The organism is Bacillus sp. PDNC022 (genome assembly GCF_016919285.1).
Classification (GTDB): Bacteria; Bacillota; Bacilli; order Bacillales; family Bacillaceae; genus Bacillus; species Bacillus safensis.
In genome coordinates this window covers 3,673,357-3,688,999 of record NZ_CP070345.1, presented here as the reverse complement: position 1 = coordinate 3,688,999, position 15,643 = coordinate 3,673,357, and the positions used below count along the sequence as shown (strand labels likewise).

General features: G+C 43.0%; 17 protein-coding genes and 1 pseudogene. 4 read left to right on the top strand and 14 right to left on the bottom strand.

Going from position 1 to position 15,643, the window contains the following annotated elements; all coding sequences use genetic code 11:
• Positions 1–71: 71 nt before the first annotated feature.
• Positions 72–926, bottom strand: a complete 855-nt coding sequence (dapF, locus tag JVX94_RS18755) for a diaminopimelate epimerase (protein WP_144472232.1) — start codon at positions 924–926, stop codon at positions 72–74.
• 270 nt (positions 927–1,196) lie between these two features.
• Positions 1,197–1,433, bottom strand: a complete 237-nt coding sequence (locus JVX94_RS18750; protein WP_008346813.1) for a YuzB family protein — start codon at positions 1,431–1,433, stop codon at positions 1,197–1,199.
• 255 nt (positions 1,434–1,688) lie between these two features.
• Between JVX94_RS18750 and JVX94_RS18745 the strand changes: the two genes are divergently transcribed.
• The gene (locus JVX94_RS18745) at positions 1,689–2,756 is read left to right on the top strand and encodes an NAD(P)/FAD-dependent oxidoreductase (protein ID WP_095409489.1); all 1,068 of its coding nucleotides are present in this window, start codon (positions 1,689–1,691) and stop codon (positions 2,754–2,756) included.
• Positions 2,757–2,805: 49 nt separating this feature from the next.
• Here the strand turns inward: JVX94_RS18745 and JVX94_RS18740 are convergent, their stop codons facing one another.
• Positions 2,806–3,036, bottom strand: a complete 231-nt coding sequence (locus tag JVX94_RS18740; RefSeq protein ID WP_095409490.1) for a hypothetical protein — start codon at positions 3,034–3,036, stop codon at positions 2,806–2,808.
• Between the two features lie 99 nt (positions 3,037–3,135).
• Complete coding sequence (locus JVX94_RS18735) at positions 3,136–3,465, bottom strand: YuzD family protein (RefSeq protein ID WP_048237352.1); 330 nt, start codon at positions 3,463–3,465, stop codon at positions 3,136–3,138.
• A gap of 121 nt (positions 3,466–3,586) precedes the next feature.
• Between JVX94_RS18735 and JVX94_RS18730 the strand changes: the two are divergent.
• Positions 3,587–3,886: pseudogene (locus JVX94_RS18730) on the top strand (NifU family protein).
• 210 nt (positions 3,887–4,096) lie between these two features.
• Here the strand turns inward: JVX94_RS18730 and JVX94_RS18725 are convergent.
• The 6 genes from JVX94_RS18725 to yutH all read right to left on the bottom strand — a co-directional run bounded on the left by JVX94_RS18725 (position 4,097) and on the right by yutH (position 11,749).
• The gene (locus JVX94_RS18725) at positions 4,097–6,067 is read right to left on the bottom strand and encodes a S9 family peptidase (RefSeq protein ID WP_205184101.1); all 1,971 of its coding nucleotides are present in this window, start codon (positions 6,065–6,067) and stop codon (positions 4,097–4,099) included.
• Positions 6,068–6,168: 101 nt separating this feature from the next.
• Positions 6,169–7,101: a homoserine kinase gene (gene thrB / locus JVX94_RS18720; protein ID WP_039181185.1), complete on the bottom strand. Its 933-nt coding sequence runs from the start codon at positions 7,099–7,101 to the stop codon at positions 6,169–6,171.
• Positions 7,098–8,159, bottom strand: a complete 1,062-nt coding sequence (gene thrC, locus JVX94_RS18715; RefSeq protein ID WP_024423361.1) for a threonine synthase — start codon at positions 8,157–8,159, stop codon at positions 7,098–7,100. Before thrC ends, thrB begins: the two co-directional genes overlap by 4 nt.
• A complete protein-coding gene (locus tag JVX94_RS18710; protein ID WP_095409492.1) occupies positions 8,159–9,460 on the bottom strand; it encodes a homoserine dehydrogenase in 1,302 nt (433 codons plus the stop codon). Before JVX94_RS18710 ends, thrC begins: the two co-directional genes overlap by 1 nt.
• A 223-nt stretch (positions 9,461–9,683) precedes the next feature.
• Positions 9,684–10,652, bottom strand: a complete 969-nt coding sequence (locus tag JVX94_RS18705; RefSeq protein ID WP_205184098.1) for a 2-hydroxyacid dehydrogenase — start codon at positions 10,650–10,652, stop codon at positions 9,684–9,686.
• Positions 10,653–10,726: 74 nt separating this feature from the next.
• Complete coding sequence (gene yutH / locus JVX94_RS18700) at positions 10,727–11,749, bottom strand: spore coat putative kinase YutH (protein ID WP_144472224.1); 1,023 nt, start codon at positions 11,747–11,749, stop codon at positions 10,727–10,729.
• A gap of 132 nt (positions 11,750–11,881) precedes the next feature.
• Between yutH and JVX94_RS18695 the strand changes: the two genes are divergently transcribed.
• Complete coding sequence (locus JVX94_RS18695; RefSeq protein ID WP_025094161.1) at positions 11,882–12,382, top strand: phosphatidylglycerophosphatase A family protein; 501 nt, start codon at positions 11,882–11,884, stop codon at positions 12,380–12,382.
• Between the two features lie 39 nt (positions 12,383–12,421).
• On the opposite strand, the gene JVX94_RS18690 is transcribed toward JVX94_RS18695, so the two are convergent.
• The 3 genes from JVX94_RS18690 to JVX94_RS18680 are packed head-to-tail and all read right to left on the bottom strand — an operon-like array spanning position 12,422 to position 13,943.
• The gene (locus JVX94_RS18690) at positions 12,422–13,195 is read right to left on the bottom strand and encodes a TIGR01457 family HAD-type hydrolase (protein ID WP_111292852.1); all 774 of its coding nucleotides are present in this window, start codon (positions 13,193–13,195) and stop codon (positions 12,422–12,424) included.
• An 18-nt stretch (positions 13,196–13,213) separates the two neighbouring features.
• Entirely contained in the window at positions 13,214–13,648 is a 435-nt protein-coding gene (locus JVX94_RS18685) for a DUF86 domain-containing protein (protein ID WP_095409495.1), read from the bottom strand.
• A 19-nt stretch (positions 13,649–13,667) separates the two neighbouring features.
• Positions 13,668–13,943: a YutD family protein gene (locus JVX94_RS18680; RefSeq protein WP_024423368.1), complete on the bottom strand. Its 276-nt coding sequence runs from the start codon at positions 13,941–13,943 to the stop codon at positions 13,668–13,670.
• A gap of 120 nt (positions 13,944–14,063) precedes the next feature.
• On the opposite strand from JVX94_RS18680, the gene JVX94_RS18675 reads away from it, so the two are divergent.
• Positions 14,064–14,699: a YhcN/YlaJ family sporulation lipoprotein gene (locus tag JVX94_RS18675; protein WP_111292841.1), complete on the top strand. Its 636-nt coding sequence runs from the start codon at positions 14,064–14,066 to the stop codon at positions 14,697–14,699.
• Positions 14,700–14,738: 39 nt separating this feature from the next.
• On the opposite strand, the gene lipA is transcribed toward JVX94_RS18675, so the two are convergent.
• Positions 14,739–15,635, bottom strand: coding sequence for a lipoyl synthase (gene lipA, locus JVX94_RS18670; protein ID WP_008360456.1), 897 nt, complete (start codon positions 15,633–15,635; stop codon positions 14,739–14,741).
• Positions 15,636–15,643 lie beyond the last annotated feature (8 nt).

The following is a 15,643-nucleotide window of genomic DNA, read 5'->3' as shown; positions in this document are numbered from 1 at the left end:
TCATCCCTCCTTTTGACTGGATGTTTCTTTTCAATTATAAACGTGATGATGCCTTTTCTCAAATAAATGGTTTAGAGATAAAATGTGCCGTCACAAATCGTTTCAGCAGGTCCTGTCATGAGCACGTGGTCATTGTCCTTCCAACGAATGATGAGGTCTCCGCCTGCTAAATGAACGGTCATGTCTGTTTCTTTTTTCGCCTGACCATTCACAATTGTGGATACAGCCGCAGCACATGCCCCTGTTCCGCAAGCCTGTGTAATCCCTGAACCTCTTTCCCACACACGAAAATGAAGCTCTGTTTCACTGACAACTTCTACAAATTCTACATTGACGCCTTCTGGGAACATGTCGTGTTTTTCGATGATTGGTCCAAGTGTATGAAGAGGTGCTTTTTCAATGTCCTCTAAATAAAAAACGATGTGCGGGTTTCCCATCGAAACAGCTGTTCCATTTAATTTCGCAGTGCCAAAATCAAGCGGCTCATTAATTGTTGTGCTGGCCGGTTCACCAAGCATTGGCATCGCTTCTTTTTCAAAACGTGGTTTTCCCATATCTACAGTGACTAGCTGAACGTGACCATCTTGAGCGTGAACAGTCGCTTCAACAAGACCTGACAATGTCTCAATCTGGAACGTTGTGTCCGTCACAATTTGATGCTCATACACATACTTTGCAACGCAGCGCAGCCCGTTACCGCAGTTTTTGCCCTCTGAACCATCATTGTTGAAAATGCGCATCTTCACAGGTGCAACATCTGATGGGCAAATCAGGATCATCCCGTCAGAACCGATTCCTGTATAAACAGAAGAAACGCGAATCGCTATCTCTGATAGCTGCTCTTCTGGAAGCTGTTCCTTCATCTGATTGACGTAAATATAATTATTTCCTAATCCGTGCATTTTCGTGAATTGAAATGATGTCATGAGCTTCCTCCAAAAATGTTGTTTCTTTATAGTATAAAAGGAGTCGATTCAGGAGACAATCTTATCATCCCCCGTTTTTCATACATAGAAGCTCTTTGCTGCCATGGCAAAGGGCTTTTATTATGCATATGCCTCTTTTTCTCTCGTGTGATGCTTCACATTGGTGATATTTTATTAGCATAACATATTGGATGCGCTTTCTATTGATTTTCCTTAAAAATGGAAGATGGAAATGTGAAAAAAATGCACCTCATGACCCATGTGGTGCATTTAAAACATGTCGTTTTCCTCTATAAAAGCATAAATACGCTCGACTAGCTGCTCTGCATTTTCTCCTGAAACAAATTCTCCATTCACAAGTGCAAATGGGGAGTCCATACATTTGCCGCAATAGCTTAAACAGCCGTATTCCATTACGTCTAGGTTTGGGTCTTTTTCAAGCTTCTCTTTTGCTTCTTGAGACCCTTGTGCAAGATTACTTACACAAAATTCGATCAGTGGAAACACTGTGCTTCACCTCACATTGCCTTACCATCCTACCGAAATTCCTTGTATTAGTCAAAATATGAGCTTCATCTGTATCGTTACGCCTATTCCTCGTAAAATGTTTTACTATTTAGGACTAACTGATGAATATGTAGGTTATTTTGAAACAATTATTGTGGTTTCACAGTAAATTCGATATAATTTTATTTGGTATTTTAACTTAAAGTTTTTTAGTATAAGTGTTTTTCAATGTCTACGGGGAAAAGGAGAATCGTCATGAAAAATTTAGTCTTGATCGGCGGAGGTTACGGGAATATGCGGGTTCTCCACCGCTTATTGCCAAATCAATTACCTGATGATGTCACTATCACATTAATTGATCGAAATCCTTACCACTGTTTAAAAACAGAATATTATGCACTTGCTGCTGGAACGATCTCTGATCATCACATTCGAGTATCTTTTCCAGAGCATCCGAAGCTGGATATTCAATACGGGGAAGTAGAAAAAATTGATATTGAAAACAAACAGATCTTATTCAGCGACCGTGAACCGATTCCGTATGATGATACGGTGATTGGACTCGGTTGTGAGGACAAGTATCATAATGTCCCTGGTGCGAAAGAACATACATACAGCATTCAAACCATTGATCAGTCAAGACATGCGTATAACAAATTAAATAATTTGAGCGCAGGTGCAACGGTTGGCATCGTCGGTGCTGGACTTAGCGGGGTAGAGCTGGCCAGTGAACTAAGAGAAAGCCGTTCTGATTTAAACATTATTCTTTTCGACCGCGGAGAGCTGATTCTATCGAGCTTCCCAAAAAGATTAAGTTTGTATGTTCAAAAGTGGTTTGAAGAAAATGACGTAAAGATCATTAACTGTGCCAATATTACAAAGGTTGAAGAAGGCGTCGTTTATAACCATGATGACGCGATTGAAGCAGATGTCATTGTGTGGACAGCAGGAATACAGCCAAGCAAAGTCGTACGTGAGATGGATGTTGAAAAAGACGCACAAGGACGCGTCGTATTAACTCCTCATCACAATCTTCCTGGGGATGAGCATGTATATGTCGTAGGTGACTGCGCAAGTCTGCCGCATGCCCCAAGTGCACAGCTTGCTGAGGCGCAGGCAGAACAAATTGTCCAATCTCTGCAAAAACGCTGGAAAAATGAGCCGCTTCCTGAGGCTTATCCACAGTTTAAGCTAAAAGGTGTTTTAGGTTCTTTAGGGAAAAAAGCAGGCTTTGGCTTAGTGGCTGATCGTCCGCTTGTTGGCCGGGTGCCAAGACTCCTGAAATCTGGACTCCTTTGGATGTACAAGCATCACAACGGCTAAATCATGTGAATTTTTTCTCAAAGCTCCTTCGTGACGAGGGAGCTTTTTTCTATGAAACGGCATGTGCCGGTGAGTGGGTCCATTTGATCGGAGCAAGGGCAAGAATGCAGTCTTTACGAAAGGTTCTCATCGTCTTCTTCGATAAACAATACGCTTGGATGAGCTGATCGGTTTGACGATGGACAATGATTTTACGCTTCGTGCACTCTCCGTTTTTCTTCATATAAATCATCTCAATCGGTATTTGCTGATGAAGAGATTGTTTCAGTAAATAATTCATGTTGCTCACGCTCCTTTCATTTCATTATAAACGAACAAACGTTCCTTTTCAATATAAAAAAGAACGTTTGTTCGTTTTGTTTCTCGAAAAAAGAACAGCTTATTCACTGCTCTCCTTGTACCCGTATTTCTCCATTTCTTGATAAATGTCTTTTAATTTCGGATTGCCTTCTCCAACGATTTGATCCTCTACTAAGACAAGCGGATAAAAGAATTCATCATCAAGAATTCGTTCAGACAATTCCTTTTGTTGTTCGTTTTCTGGCGGGTGCTCAATATCAATATATGTGATGCGGAATGGCTGATTCGGATATTTTCGTTTTAATGCTGCATCTAACCATTCAAACGTATCTTTTGAAGAAGGCAGATTCACACAGCTAGCGCACAAGACATCTCTTCCATATACATAAAGATCGACGGTTTGATTCATTTGGCAAGCCCCCTATTCTAACTTCATTTTAGCTGAATTTTCTGTATGAAAAAAGCCAAAATCACTTTTTGTTTCAAGATGAGATTGTGCTATAATGAAAAGGAAACTTTGAAACCAATCAATAGATTTTTATCGTCCAGATGAATATAATGGTGATATGTTGTGAAAGGAGCGATTATATCTAATGACTGAAGTCGAAATGAAAGACCAAGTACAGGAAGTACTGGACAAACTTCGTCCATTTCTATTACGTGATGGTGGAGACTGTGAGCTTGTAGACATTGAAGATGGCATTGTGAAATTACGTCTTCTTGGTGCATGCGGCAGCTGCCCAAGTTCAACCATTACATTGAAAGCCGGTATTGAGCGCGCATTATTAGAAGAAGTGCCTGGCGTTGTAGAAGTTGAACAGGTTTTCTAATTCATATATGACATGAAAACGACCCAATCAGGGTCGTTTTTTTCATGATTGACAAAGGCTTTAGCCCTTTGTCTTCTTTTCAGCGTGATATGAAAACCCTTGAAATCTAGGAAGGTCGAGTACTGGCGCGGAGCGAATTTTCTATTCGTGAGCACCAGCACGCAGGACTGACACCGAATGCGAGGGTTTGTCAGCACGCTTCGTTTTTTATTAGGCTAGTTTTTCTCTAAACCATTCCTTTATAAAAGTCAGTCTTTGAATACGCTGCCCCGGATGGCCGCTTCTGGATAGATCATGAGATGCCTTCGGGAATTTGACCAATCTTGTGTCTTTCCCAAGCTCCTTCAATGCCACAAAAAGCTGCTCTGCTTGATCAACTGGACAGCGATAATCTTCATCGCTGTGCAAGATGAGCAGCGGCGTGTTCATTTGCTTCACATATTTTAGCGGCGAACGATCCCATAGTTTATCGACAGAATCATAAATATCCCCCTCAATCTGCCACCTTGTAAAGAAATAACCGATATCACTGATGCCATAAAAGCTAATCCAGTTTGAAATGGAGCGCTGTGTGACAGCTGCCCGAAAGCGGTCGGTCTGTCCGACAATCCAGTTGGTCATAAAACCGCCATAGCTGCCGCCAGTCACGCCAAGTCTTGTTTCATCAAGGAAATCATAGGCTTTGAGCACATGATCAACAGCCTGCATGACATCGTCATAATCAACGTCACCATAGCTTCCTCTCACACGGTCGGTAAACATCTGTCCGTATCCATGACTGCCATGCGGGTTGATATATACGATGGCATAGCCTTCAGAAGCAAGCATTTGAAATTCATGAAAATACGTATGACCATACATCGCATGCGGTCCGCCATGAATTTCTAGAATGAGCGGATATTTCTTTCCCTCTTCCATCTTGGAAGGCTTCATAAACCAGCCATGCACCTCGTCGCCATCTTTTGACTGAAAAGAAAATGGTTCAGGTTCGGATACGACATGCTCCTTTAGAAAATCATGATGCTCAAACGTGATTTGCTTTAGTTCTGTCTCCCCTAATGTCATCTCATACAGCTCACTTGGTGAGACAGGTGAAAGCCTGCTGAGCAGCAGTTTAGATTCATTTGGATGAAGGCTGAAATTGGTGATATGTTCTGCCTCTAGTCGAACAGGATACGCTAAACCTTCAATAGAGAAATAATAAATCCCTGTACTGCCTTGATCAGAAACAAGCGCATAAAACCCTTGGCTGTCCTTTGTCCACTGCGGAAGCTGATAGGCCTCGCCCATCACGCTATCTCCTGCCATACAGTTCCCAACATACATATCGAGCATTTCTGACAACAGAACCGCTTTGTCTTCCTTCAGATCATATAACCATAATGATGGGAAGGTGGCATTTTGAAATTCGCGCTCATGTCCAATATACAAAAGGCTCTTTCCATTAGGAGAAAAAGATACGGTGGAATAAGCGCCGTTTGCTTGTGTAATTTTCCTTGTCGTACCATCTTCTAATGACAGGAGACACACGTCACTTATGTAAGGTGTCTGTGCATTTAATTGAATAAAGGCAAGCCATTTGCCGCACGGAGAAACCGTATGATTCATATGATGAACCTGCTCACTCGTGACAGGCTCTATCTCTCCTGAACGGATATCCACTTTCACGATCTGCGTGAATCGCCCATCTAAAAAGCCTCTTCCATCTGCTTTATAGGTCAAATCATCATATACTGCTGGAGCAAAGTCATCTCGCTCTTCCTTTTTTTCATCATGAACAGATTCTGATTGTTTCAATGACACAGCCGCATAAAGAAAAGCGCCATCTGGAGAAAAGACAGGATGAGATACTCCGTAAGGAATCGTCGTTAAGGTTCGCACGCCGCCTCCTTCGCTCTTCATGAGCGCCAGCTGAGGGACTTCCTTTGGCTTTTGTAAAATAAAAGCAAGCTGCCTGCCATCTTTTGACCAAACTGGCTGATGATGCTTTCCATCCTCAAATGTCCATTGTGTCAGCTCCTCTGTCTCTTCATCTCGAACCCATAAATGGATATTGTAATCGTCCTTTTTCTCATTCACAGTGACTTTTGTAAAGACTGCCTTTTTTCCATCTGGTGAATAAACCGGATGAGAAACAGAAACAATCTTCGTTAAATCTTCTGCCATCATCAATTTCTTCATGAACGTATCTCCCCCTTATATGCATAAAAAATAGTTCGATCCTCTAAATAATAATCCCTGCTTCTTCCCATAAAAACAAACATAAAAAAGAACGTGCAGATTCACAGCACGTTCTTTACTTGATTAACAGGATAATGCTGCACGACAACCCCTTCTACTGGCACCGTCAGCAAATCGACTTCGCAATGCGGGAAGTTTTGAGCAAGCTGTTCTTTCAGCGCTTCTCCCTTCCCTTTTTCCACTAAGGTAAGGATCGTCGGCCCAGCACCGCTCAAAGCCGTTCCATACGCTCCTTTTAGCGAAGCGACATGCTCTACCTTCGACAGCTCTGGCACGAGCATTGTGCGGTAAGGCTGATGAAATAAATCCTTATTCATCATTTCTCCAACAAGCGGCCAGTTTTGCGTCATTAAGGCGGCTACAAGGACGTTGCTCACAGCACTCGCACTGACGGCATGTTTATAGGAGAAATCCTCTGGCAGGACATCACGGGCATCCTTTGTCAGCACTTCATAAAAAGGAATCACCACGACGACATCTACATCCACATGCTGCACTTTAACGGCATGTGTTTTGTCTTCTTCGTGGAGACCAATCAGTAAACCACCAAATAAAGAGGCACCCGCATTATCTGGATGACCTTCTACCTCACTTGCATAAAAGAGCTTCTGATCATCTGTCATATTTAATTCAAGAAGCTGATTGGCGAGTTCAATGGCGGCCACGATGGCAGCAGCACTGCTGCCAAGCCCCCGTGCCAATGGAATATCACTCCACACTTTGACATGAACAGGCGGGAGTGTTTTTCCAAAGTCATCTGCGACCTTTTTGGCTGTTTGATAAATCAGGTTGTCGGTGCCTGATGGAATCCCAGACACGACATCTGTTTCTGCTTCAAACAGCCAGCTATCATGGTCATAGACCGATAGCTTTAAATAGCGGCTGAGCGCCATTCCAACTGAATCAAAGCCTGGTCCTAAATTGGCAGTGCTTCCCGGTACTGTGATTGAAAAAAGCATGGAGGCTTCACTCATACGCGTGCGGCCTTTTCTAAATGTTCAAGAATTTGATCTTCATCTGCATCGAGTGTGACTGGCTTGATTTGTGAAATATCGATAGCCGTATTTGGATCTTTCAGTCCGTTGCCTGTTAGTACCGCAACAACTTTACTGCCTGGCTTGATTTCTCCAGATTTCACCTGCTTTAACACGCCCGCAATCGACGCACATGAGCCCGGCTCTGCAAACACGCCTTCTTCACGTGCAATCAATTGATACGCATGAAGAATTTCCTCATCTGTTACTTCATCAATCTTTCCGTTTGATTCATCTGCGGCTGCCACAGCTTGTTTCCAGCTCGCTGGATTTCCGATACGGATAGCCGTTGCCACTGTTTCTGGCTGCTCAATCACTTCATTTCGAACGATTGCCGCTGCACCTTCTGCTTCAAAACCGCGCATGACAGGCAGTCCAGTTCCTTTTTTCTCGTGATATTCCTTGAAGCCTTTCCAGTAGGCCGTAATGTTCCCAGCATTTCCGACAGGAATCGCCAGTACGTCCGGGGCAGAGCCTAGCTGCTCACAGATTTCAAATGCTGCTGTCTTTTGTCCTTCAATTCGATAAGGGTTGACCGAGTTAACAAGGGCAATCGGTGCTTTTTCACAGATGCTGCGGACGATTTTCAGTGCATCATCAAAGTTACCGTCAATGGCAATGATCTCTGCTCCGTACATGACAGCCTGTGCAAGCTTACCGAAGGCAATTTTCCCGTCTGGAATGATGACAATACATTTCATATCAGCGCGGGCTGCATAAGCTGCTGCTGCTGCTGAGGTATTCCCTGTTGAAGCGCACATGATTGTATCGTTGCCTTCTTCTTTTGCCTTTGCAACGGCCATGACCATTCCTCGATCCTTGAAAGAGCCTGTTGGATTGACGCCTTCTGTTTTCACATGAAGCTCGATCCCCAGCTTTTCTGACAGCTTGGCGAGATGGATCAGCGGTGTATTCCCTTCATTTAATGTTAGTTTAGGTGTAGATTCGTTAACTGGTAAGAATTCTTGAAATTCTTCAATGAGTCCATTCCATTTCATCAGCTTAAACCGTTCCCTTCTACTCGGTACGTGCTCTTCACTTGAACCACCACGTCGAGGTCGTTTAATTTTTGCAGGATATTTGAGAAATCTTCTTCTGAGGTCTGATGTGTAATAATCACAATTTCAGCCAGCTCATCATGTCCTTTCACAGGAAGCTGAAGGATCTTTTCAAAGCTGATACCTCTTTCAGAAAAAATAGATGTAATGCGGGAGAATGCCCCGACTTGATCTCTGACATGAATTCTTAAAAATTGCTGAGCAAATATTTCTGATGAGGATTTGATCTTCTTGTCAAACTGCGGTGCGATAAATCCGCTTCCGTTCACGCCAAGGCGCATGTTTTTCATTACTGCGACTAAGTCTGATACAACAGCTGTTGCCGTTGGCAGACTTCCTGCTCCAGGTCCGTAAAACATCGTTTCTCCTACAGCACTTCCGTAGACATACACCGCATTGAATTCATTGTTGACGGATGATAATGGATGATGATCAGGAAGTAAGGTTGGCTGGACGCTGACCTCCACCTTCTCTCCGTCTCGCTGAGCAATTCCGATCAGCTTCATGGTATAACCAAACCGCTTACTGAAATTAATATCCTCATCAGAGATATCAGAAATACCTTTCACCTTTACATCCTCTAAATCCACATTCATAGAAAAGCCGAGTCTTGCAAGAATCGCCATTTTCCTTGCTGCATCCAGTCCTTCTACATCAGCTGTCGGGTCTGCTTCTGCAAAGCCAAGATCCTGTGCTTCTTTTAAGACATCCTCATATGCGCTTTTATCGACGTTCATTTTCGTTAAAATAAAATTCGTTGTACCGTTCACAATCCCCATCATCTTGGTGATTCGGTCAGAGGCCAATCCTTCCTCCAGCGTACGCAAAATCGGAATTCCTCCGGCGACACTTGCTTCATAATAAAGATCACAGCCATTTTCTTTCGCTACATGTAAAAGCTCCGTACCGTAAAGTGCCATTAAATCTTTATTGGCTGTAATAACATGCTTCTTCTCATTCAATGCATCTATTAAATATTGTTTTGTCTCTTCAATGCCGCCCATCACTTCAATGATGACGTCGACCTCTGGATCTCTAATCACATCGTATACTTCAGTTGTGAAGACCTCTCTTGCGACATCCACATCTCTTTTTTTATCGGGATTGCTCACAAGCACTTTTTGTATTAATACCGGACAGCCGATTTGGTGCATTAATTTATCCTGATGGTCTTGGATAATTTTTACGACACCGCTCCCCACTGTTCCTAATCCTAATAGCCCAACTCGAATTGCCTTCACCTGAAATTCCACCTTTCTCCGTAAATGTCCTCTCTAAAAAGACATTTGTTAACCTTACACAGACATTCAATGTACACACATTATAAAGGGGTATCCTCATTTTGACAAGGTAATAAAATAAGAGATTGTCAGAATGAAACCGCTTAACAGCTATTTATATCAAGATTCTATATTTTCAAAATATTTTTGTCAGAAAAGCTCCCGAAAGCCGGGAAGCTTTATATTATAAACGAACCGGCGTTTTGGCTGGCTCGTCTTGTAAGACAAGCGCAATATTTTCAGCACATAAACGCATCATTGTTTTTCTCGTTTCGACACTGGCACTTCCAATATGAGGAAGGACTGTGACGTTAGGTAAAGTCGTTAACGGATGAGACGGACTGACAGGTTCCTCTCTAAATACATCCAGACCAGCGCCGGCAATTTTTCCTGTCGTGACAGCCTCATATAAAGCATCCTCATCCACAGTCTGTCCTCTTGATACGTTAATGAAATAAGCAGAGTTCCTCATCAGATCAAATGCTTTTTCATTAAACATGTCTTTCGTTTCCGGGGTTAACGGCGTCAGACAGACGATGAAATCAGACTGCTTGAGCAGTTCCTCAAAAGCCGCATAGGTCACGCCAAGCTGCGCTTCTGCCTCGGGTTTTCTTGAACGATTATGATAAAGGACATTCATATTAAAGCCTTTGGCCCGCTTGGCAAGTGCTGTTCCAATGCTGCCCATTCCGACAATCCCGAGTGTTTTGTGATGAACATCAGCACCGGCAAGAAGAAGCGGCCCCCAGCCTGTCCAGTTTCCATCCTTAATCCAATCACTCGCCTCGACAATGCGTCTAGCTGACGCCATCAGAAGAGCAAAGGCTAAATCAGCCGTCGATTCTGTTAAGACATCTGGTGTATGACATACGGTGATTCCGTACTTTTTGGCTGCTTCAAGATCAATATTGTCATAGCCAACAGCAAGGTTTGCAACCACCTTGATATTCGGTGCCTTTGATAAAAGGGTCTCATCTATTTGATCTGACAGCATGGTGAGAAGCGCATCCGCTTTAGCAGCCTGTGTTTCTAACTCTTCTCTTGGACACGGCTCATCTTCGCTCGGCCACATCTCAACATGAGCGACTTCTTTTAATGGTGTAAGTGATGCTTCATCCAGCTTTCTTGTGATATAGACATAAGGTTTCGGCAAGAAGAACACTCCTTTAATCGATTTCTTTAAGCATAACGAAAAACGCCTCAAGAGAAAAGAGACGTTTTGTGTGTTCACTGAAACTTCAAATCAGCTGCAGGCTGAATCCAGCCAACAGCCGGAATGGGGCTGCCGCCGCTTCGCATGGCACTCATTTCTTGAAAGACCTTCAGAAAGTATTCATAGCGGCTTGCATCATTTAAGACGTAATCTAACCGCTCTTCATAATATGACTTTTCATTTTCTCCCGACATGTAGTAGCCTTCTACAATTTCAAAGTAATGAAGCGGAAACAGCAGGCGGCTGTATAACAAACGCTTTGAAAAGGAGGAAAGAGGTGTCACCTGTTCATATTGCTGAAGAAAGGAAAAGCCCTCTTCAATTAAATCTTCCTTATGCTGTACAAAGGTCTCTCTTAAGTATTCGGCAATATCACGGGTTGGATGATCAAAGACCCAATCCACAGGTAAACGCAGCGGCTGCTCATGCGGCCATGTCATACGTGAAAAGCGCTGATGACAGACAGTGCCTGAGTCACCTTCTTTCGGTTCATCATCAAGTTCAGTATCGACTAAATATTGAATGGCATTCTCCGTTAATCCAAGATAATACGGAAACGATTCAATGAATTTTTGTTCAAACCGTTGCAGCGGTTTTTGATGCATTTGCTGCATCCAAAACCCTTCAAGCTGATCTAATCGTTTTGCCCATAATTCCTTCCAGGCACCGACACGTTTTGTTTCGGATACTTCATATGGAAATCCTCTTCCCCTGACATGAAAGGCTGCCAGCTCTGACGCTTGCTGAAACGAGCGGCTTGAGAGCGGAGGCGCTGCTTTTAATAAAGCATACTGCTCCTTCCCATGAGTGAAGGTGGGCTTCTCTTCGTTTGTTAATTCAAACACAGCAACGTATGGGTCTCCAGCATTCAGTAAATACTGACTGATATGATACAACTCCGAGAGTTCTTCTTCTCGCAAATGAGACACAGGAACAATGAGGAAGAGAGCCTCCGCCGTTTGAAAGCTCTGATAACTGCCATATGGCGTAAATTGACGAACATCAATACCAAATGTGTGATAGATGGTTTCTTTCATGTTTTCACCTGCGTTCCTATGATCAATCTCTTATCATATCGTAGTCGCAGGTTGAGGGATTTATGAATACTATTTACTATCCGAAGCTTTTTACACGTTGTGGACAAATTACGAGGATTGGGTGAGGAATACATGCCGCATCATCATGAGATGAACGAAGTAGAAAAAACAGCAAGACGCCGTTTACAAGAACGAGGCGTAACCATTCAAGATATAGCAGACCTTGTCTACTTTTTACAGGAAAAATATCATCCTGGCTTAGACATGACAGAGTGCATCCACAATGTGGAGCGTGTCATCGCAAAACGTGAAGTCCAAAATGCGATTTTAACGGGCGTCGAATTAGACGTACTCGCCGAGCAAAAAAAGCTGACTGAGCCGCTTCAATCAATACTTGAAACTGACGAAAGCCTGTATGGCGTTGATGAAATTTTATCCTTTGCAATCGTCAATATTTATGGTTCGATCGGCTTTACGAATTACGGATATATCGATAAAGAAAAACCAGGAATACTCGGGAAACTCAACGATAAATCCACAGGCGAATGCCACACCTTTTTAGATGACATTGTTGGCGCTATTGCTGCTGCCGCATCAAGCAGGCTGGCACATAGTGCAAGAAATGCGGAATAAAGAAAAAGAGGACGCGCGCGTAACGCTTGTCCTCTTTTTTTATGATAATCGCTCAATCCACTCGGATAATGAATCAATCACATAGGTTGGCTGTTTTTCATACTGCTGAAGCAGCTCTTTTGTTGTCACACCTGTATGGACGAGTAATGTGTCCATTCCTGCATTCATTCCTGCCATAATATCCGTATCATAGTTATCACCCACCATGAGCGTTTCAGACACATCTGTCCCAAGTACACGCATCGCTTGTTCCATAATAATGGATTCTGGCTTTCCGATAAATGTCGGCTGAACCGTTGTCGTCACGGTTAGTACTGATGTTAACGAGCCGTTTCCTGGCAAAAGCCCTCTTTCTGTTGGAATGGCAATATCTCCATTTGTTGAGACAAATTGTGCGCCTTGACGAATGGCAATCGCACCTACTGCTAATTTTTCATATGTAATGCCACGATCAATTCCAACAACAACGAAATCAGCGTCTTCCTGACCAAATGTCAGCCCTTTTTCTTCAATGGCCTGTTTGATTCCTTCTTCACCAATCACGTAAACTGACGCATCTTTCTTTTGCTCAGCAATATAATTGGCCGTCGCCATACTTGTTGTAAAAACTTGTTCTTCTGTTGCTGGGATATCGAATGAAACGAGTTTTTCCGCTACCTGCTTCGGCGTGCGTGATGAGTTATTCGTGACAAACAAGTAAGGAATGCTCAACTCATTTAACTTTTGAACAAATTGACCTGCTTCCTCGATCTTTTCTGTTCCTTTATACATTGTCCCGTCTAAATCAATTAAATAGCCTTTGTATTTCATGATGCTCACAACTCCAATGGTTTATTTAAACGCTGATACTGGGCCAAGCTCCTGCTCCAAGTAGGTTCGGATGCGGCTTGGAAAGACCTCTAGTGCCTGCTCTACTTCGCTGATCACCTGCAATAAGTCATGATGAACCACTTCCTGATATTGCTGCACAAGTGTTTTGCGGGATGAGACAAGCTTTTTCAGCTGACTGCCTTCCACTTCTGGTACGACTTTTTCATCAACAAGTATATCCATGATGTCATCATAGCTTCCTGGGTCACGCATAATAAAGCCATCAATCATGTCATTTCCAGTATCAAGAATACATTCGACGAGCAAATGAACAATTCGTTCCAGCGCTTTTTTCTCTAGAGGACTTGTCCATGTTTGATGACTCTGCAACAACTCATATTGCTCCTCGAAAAAACGTAATGTCTCTTCAATCTTTTTTCTGTCTACGAAATACATCATGACGCTCCCCTTTGCGTTATTTTCTGATTCGTTTTAAGACAAAATAGGCACAGCCAAAATTACAGTATTCATAAATGTATTCATCGAGTGTGCTGATTTTAGTATCAAATGTGGCCTTTTGGTTTTGGTCATCAAAGAAACCCTTCAGCCTGAGCTGATTATAGCCCCAGTCCCCCACAATATAATCATACTTATTTAAAATATCTGAGTACCTTGCTTTAAACGCTTCTTCATTAAAGCCGTCTTTGATATCTCTTACAAGATCAAAGGTAGCATTCTGAACGACGATCATCTTCTCACCTCTTTTTAAACGATCCATCTTTAATGATAATTCATTGGAAGAACTCCATCAATTGCTAAAGCATGTTTTTTCCGATTTAGCCGAAGCTAAAGGAAAAAGGAGGTCACATTTATGAAGAAACAACTGACGGCCGCGGTTCTCCTCAGCATGCTTTTAGGCGGGTGCGGCTTTCAATCAGGTATGAACCGGCAAGTGGATGAAGATTCTTCAAGTAAAACCATCCGTCTGTCGGATCGTCATGAAGGAAATAATTCCAACATGCCAGAAGCAGACACAAACAGAGCAGGGTATGTTCGTTATCAGCGCCAGCAAGTAACGGATCAGAAAGAAAGAACCCCTGCTTTAAATCGTGAGCATCTTGCCCACGTGATTACAAGTTTAACGGTGCAGCTGCCAAACATCAAAGATGCTGCCACACTTGTGACAGATGAGGATGCACTCATTGTGTATCGAACAGGAAATAAAAACCGTGATGAATCTGCCGATCAAGTAAAGAAAACGGCGGTTTCTGTTCTCCCTCGTTATTATCATGTATACGTCTCTGATAATCCAGAGCACTTTCAATCCATTGCCAATTTTTCACGTCTTCAAACCAATTCACGTGATTTTGACCAAATTTTAACCAAAACGATTCAACAAATGAAGTATTCCCCTCAAGGTGGAGATATCTCAACGAAAGAAGATGCAAATGGCATGACGAATTCCGACCGTACGATGAGAAGAAACGCCCCTTACGGCCAAAATTAATACGAGAAAAAACGCCAGAGAGCTCTGGCGTTTTCTTTGTTATGCTTGCGCCTGACGCTTTTTAGACGCTTCGTTTACTTGTTCATCTGCATGGTAGGAAGAGCGCACAAGCGGCCCAGCTTCACAGTGGCTAAAGCCTTTTGACATCGCAATTTCCTTCAGCTCTGCAAACTCATCCGGATGGTAGTATTTTTGAACTTTCAAATGCTTTTTCGAAGGCTGTAAGTACTGCCCAATCGCCATGATATCGACGTTATTGGCAAGAAGATCATCCATGACTTCAATGATTTCTTCCTTCGTTTCACCGAGTCCAATCATAATGCTTGATTTTGTTGGAATATCGGGCTGCATTTCTTTTGCACGACGCAAGAATTCTAATGAACGATCATATGTAGCACGCGCACGAACTCTTGGCGTTAATCTGCGAACTGTTTCAATGTTGTGATTTAAAATGTCAGGACGTGTGTCCATTAACGTCTTCAAGTTATCATAATTACCGCCCATGTCTGAAGGGAGAACTTCAATGGTCGTGAATGGGCTTTTTCTTCTAATGGCACGAACGGTTTCAGCAAACACACCTGCTCCGCCATCCTTTTGGTCATCCCTTGCAACCGCTGTTATGACAGCGTGCTTTAAGTTCATTAAGGCTACTGAATCTGCCACGCGTTCTGGCTCTTGCAGGTCAAGCTCAGTTGGAAGTCCAGTTTTCACCGCACAGAAACGGCATGCGCGCGTACAAACAGATCCAAGGATCATAAATGTAGCGGTTCTTCTCACTGCCCAGCATTCGTGAATATTCGGACATTTTGCTTCCTCACAAACAGTATGCAGGTTGTTTTCCCGCATCATTTTCTTCAAACCGGTATAGTTTTCATTCGTATTCAGCTTAATTTTAAGCCAGTCCGGTTTTCTTACGTGCTCTTCCTTCTTTGCCAATTCCATCA

Excerpts from the sequence above, each read along its gene's own strand:
- dapF (WP_144472232.1), bottom strand. The coding sequence starts at position 926 with ATGACATCATTTCAATTCACGAAAATGCACGGATTAGGAAATAATTAT.
- JVX94_RS18745 (WP_095409489.1), top strand. The coding sequence starts at position 1,689 with ATGAAAAATTTAGTCTTGATCGGCGGAGGTTACGGGAATATGCGGGTT.
- JVX94_RS18740 (WP_095409490.1), bottom strand. The coding sequence starts at position 3,036 with ATGAATTATTTACTGAAACAATCTCTTCATCAGCAAATACCGATTGAG.
- JVX94_RS18735 (WP_048237352.1), bottom strand. The coding sequence starts at position 3,465 with ATGAATCAAACCGTCGATCTTTATGTATATGGAAGAGATGTCTTGTGC.
- JVX94_RS18725 (WP_205184101.1), bottom strand. The coding sequence starts at position 6,067 with ATGAAGAAATTGATGATGGCAGAAGATTTAACGAAGATTGTTTCTGTT.
- thrB (WP_039181185.1), bottom strand. The coding sequence starts at position 7,101 with ATGAGTGAAGCCTCCATGCTTTTTTCAATCACAGTACCGGGAAGCACT.
- thrC (WP_024423361.1), bottom strand. The coding sequence starts at position 8,159 with ATGAAATGGAATGGACTCATTGAAGAATTTCAAGAATTCTTACCAGTT.
- yutH (WP_144472224.1), bottom strand. The coding sequence starts at position 11,749 with ATGAAAGAAACCATCTATCACACATTTGGTATTGATGTTCGTCAATTT.
- JVX94_RS18695 (WP_025094161.1), top strand. The coding sequence starts at position 11,882 with ATGCCGCATCATCATGAGATGAACGAAGTAGAAAAAACAGCAAGACGC.
- JVX94_RS18685 (WP_095409495.1), bottom strand. The coding sequence starts at position 13,648 with ATGTATTTCGTAGACAGAAAAAAGATTGAAGAGACATTACGTTTTTTC.
- JVX94_RS18680 (WP_024423368.1), bottom strand. The coding sequence starts at position 13,943 with ATGATCGTCGTTCAGAATGCTACCTTTGATCTTGTAAGAGATATCAAA.
- JVX94_RS18675 (WP_111292841.1), top strand. The coding sequence starts at position 14,064 with ATGAAGAAACAACTGACGGCCGCGGTTCTCCTCAGCATGCTTTTAGGC.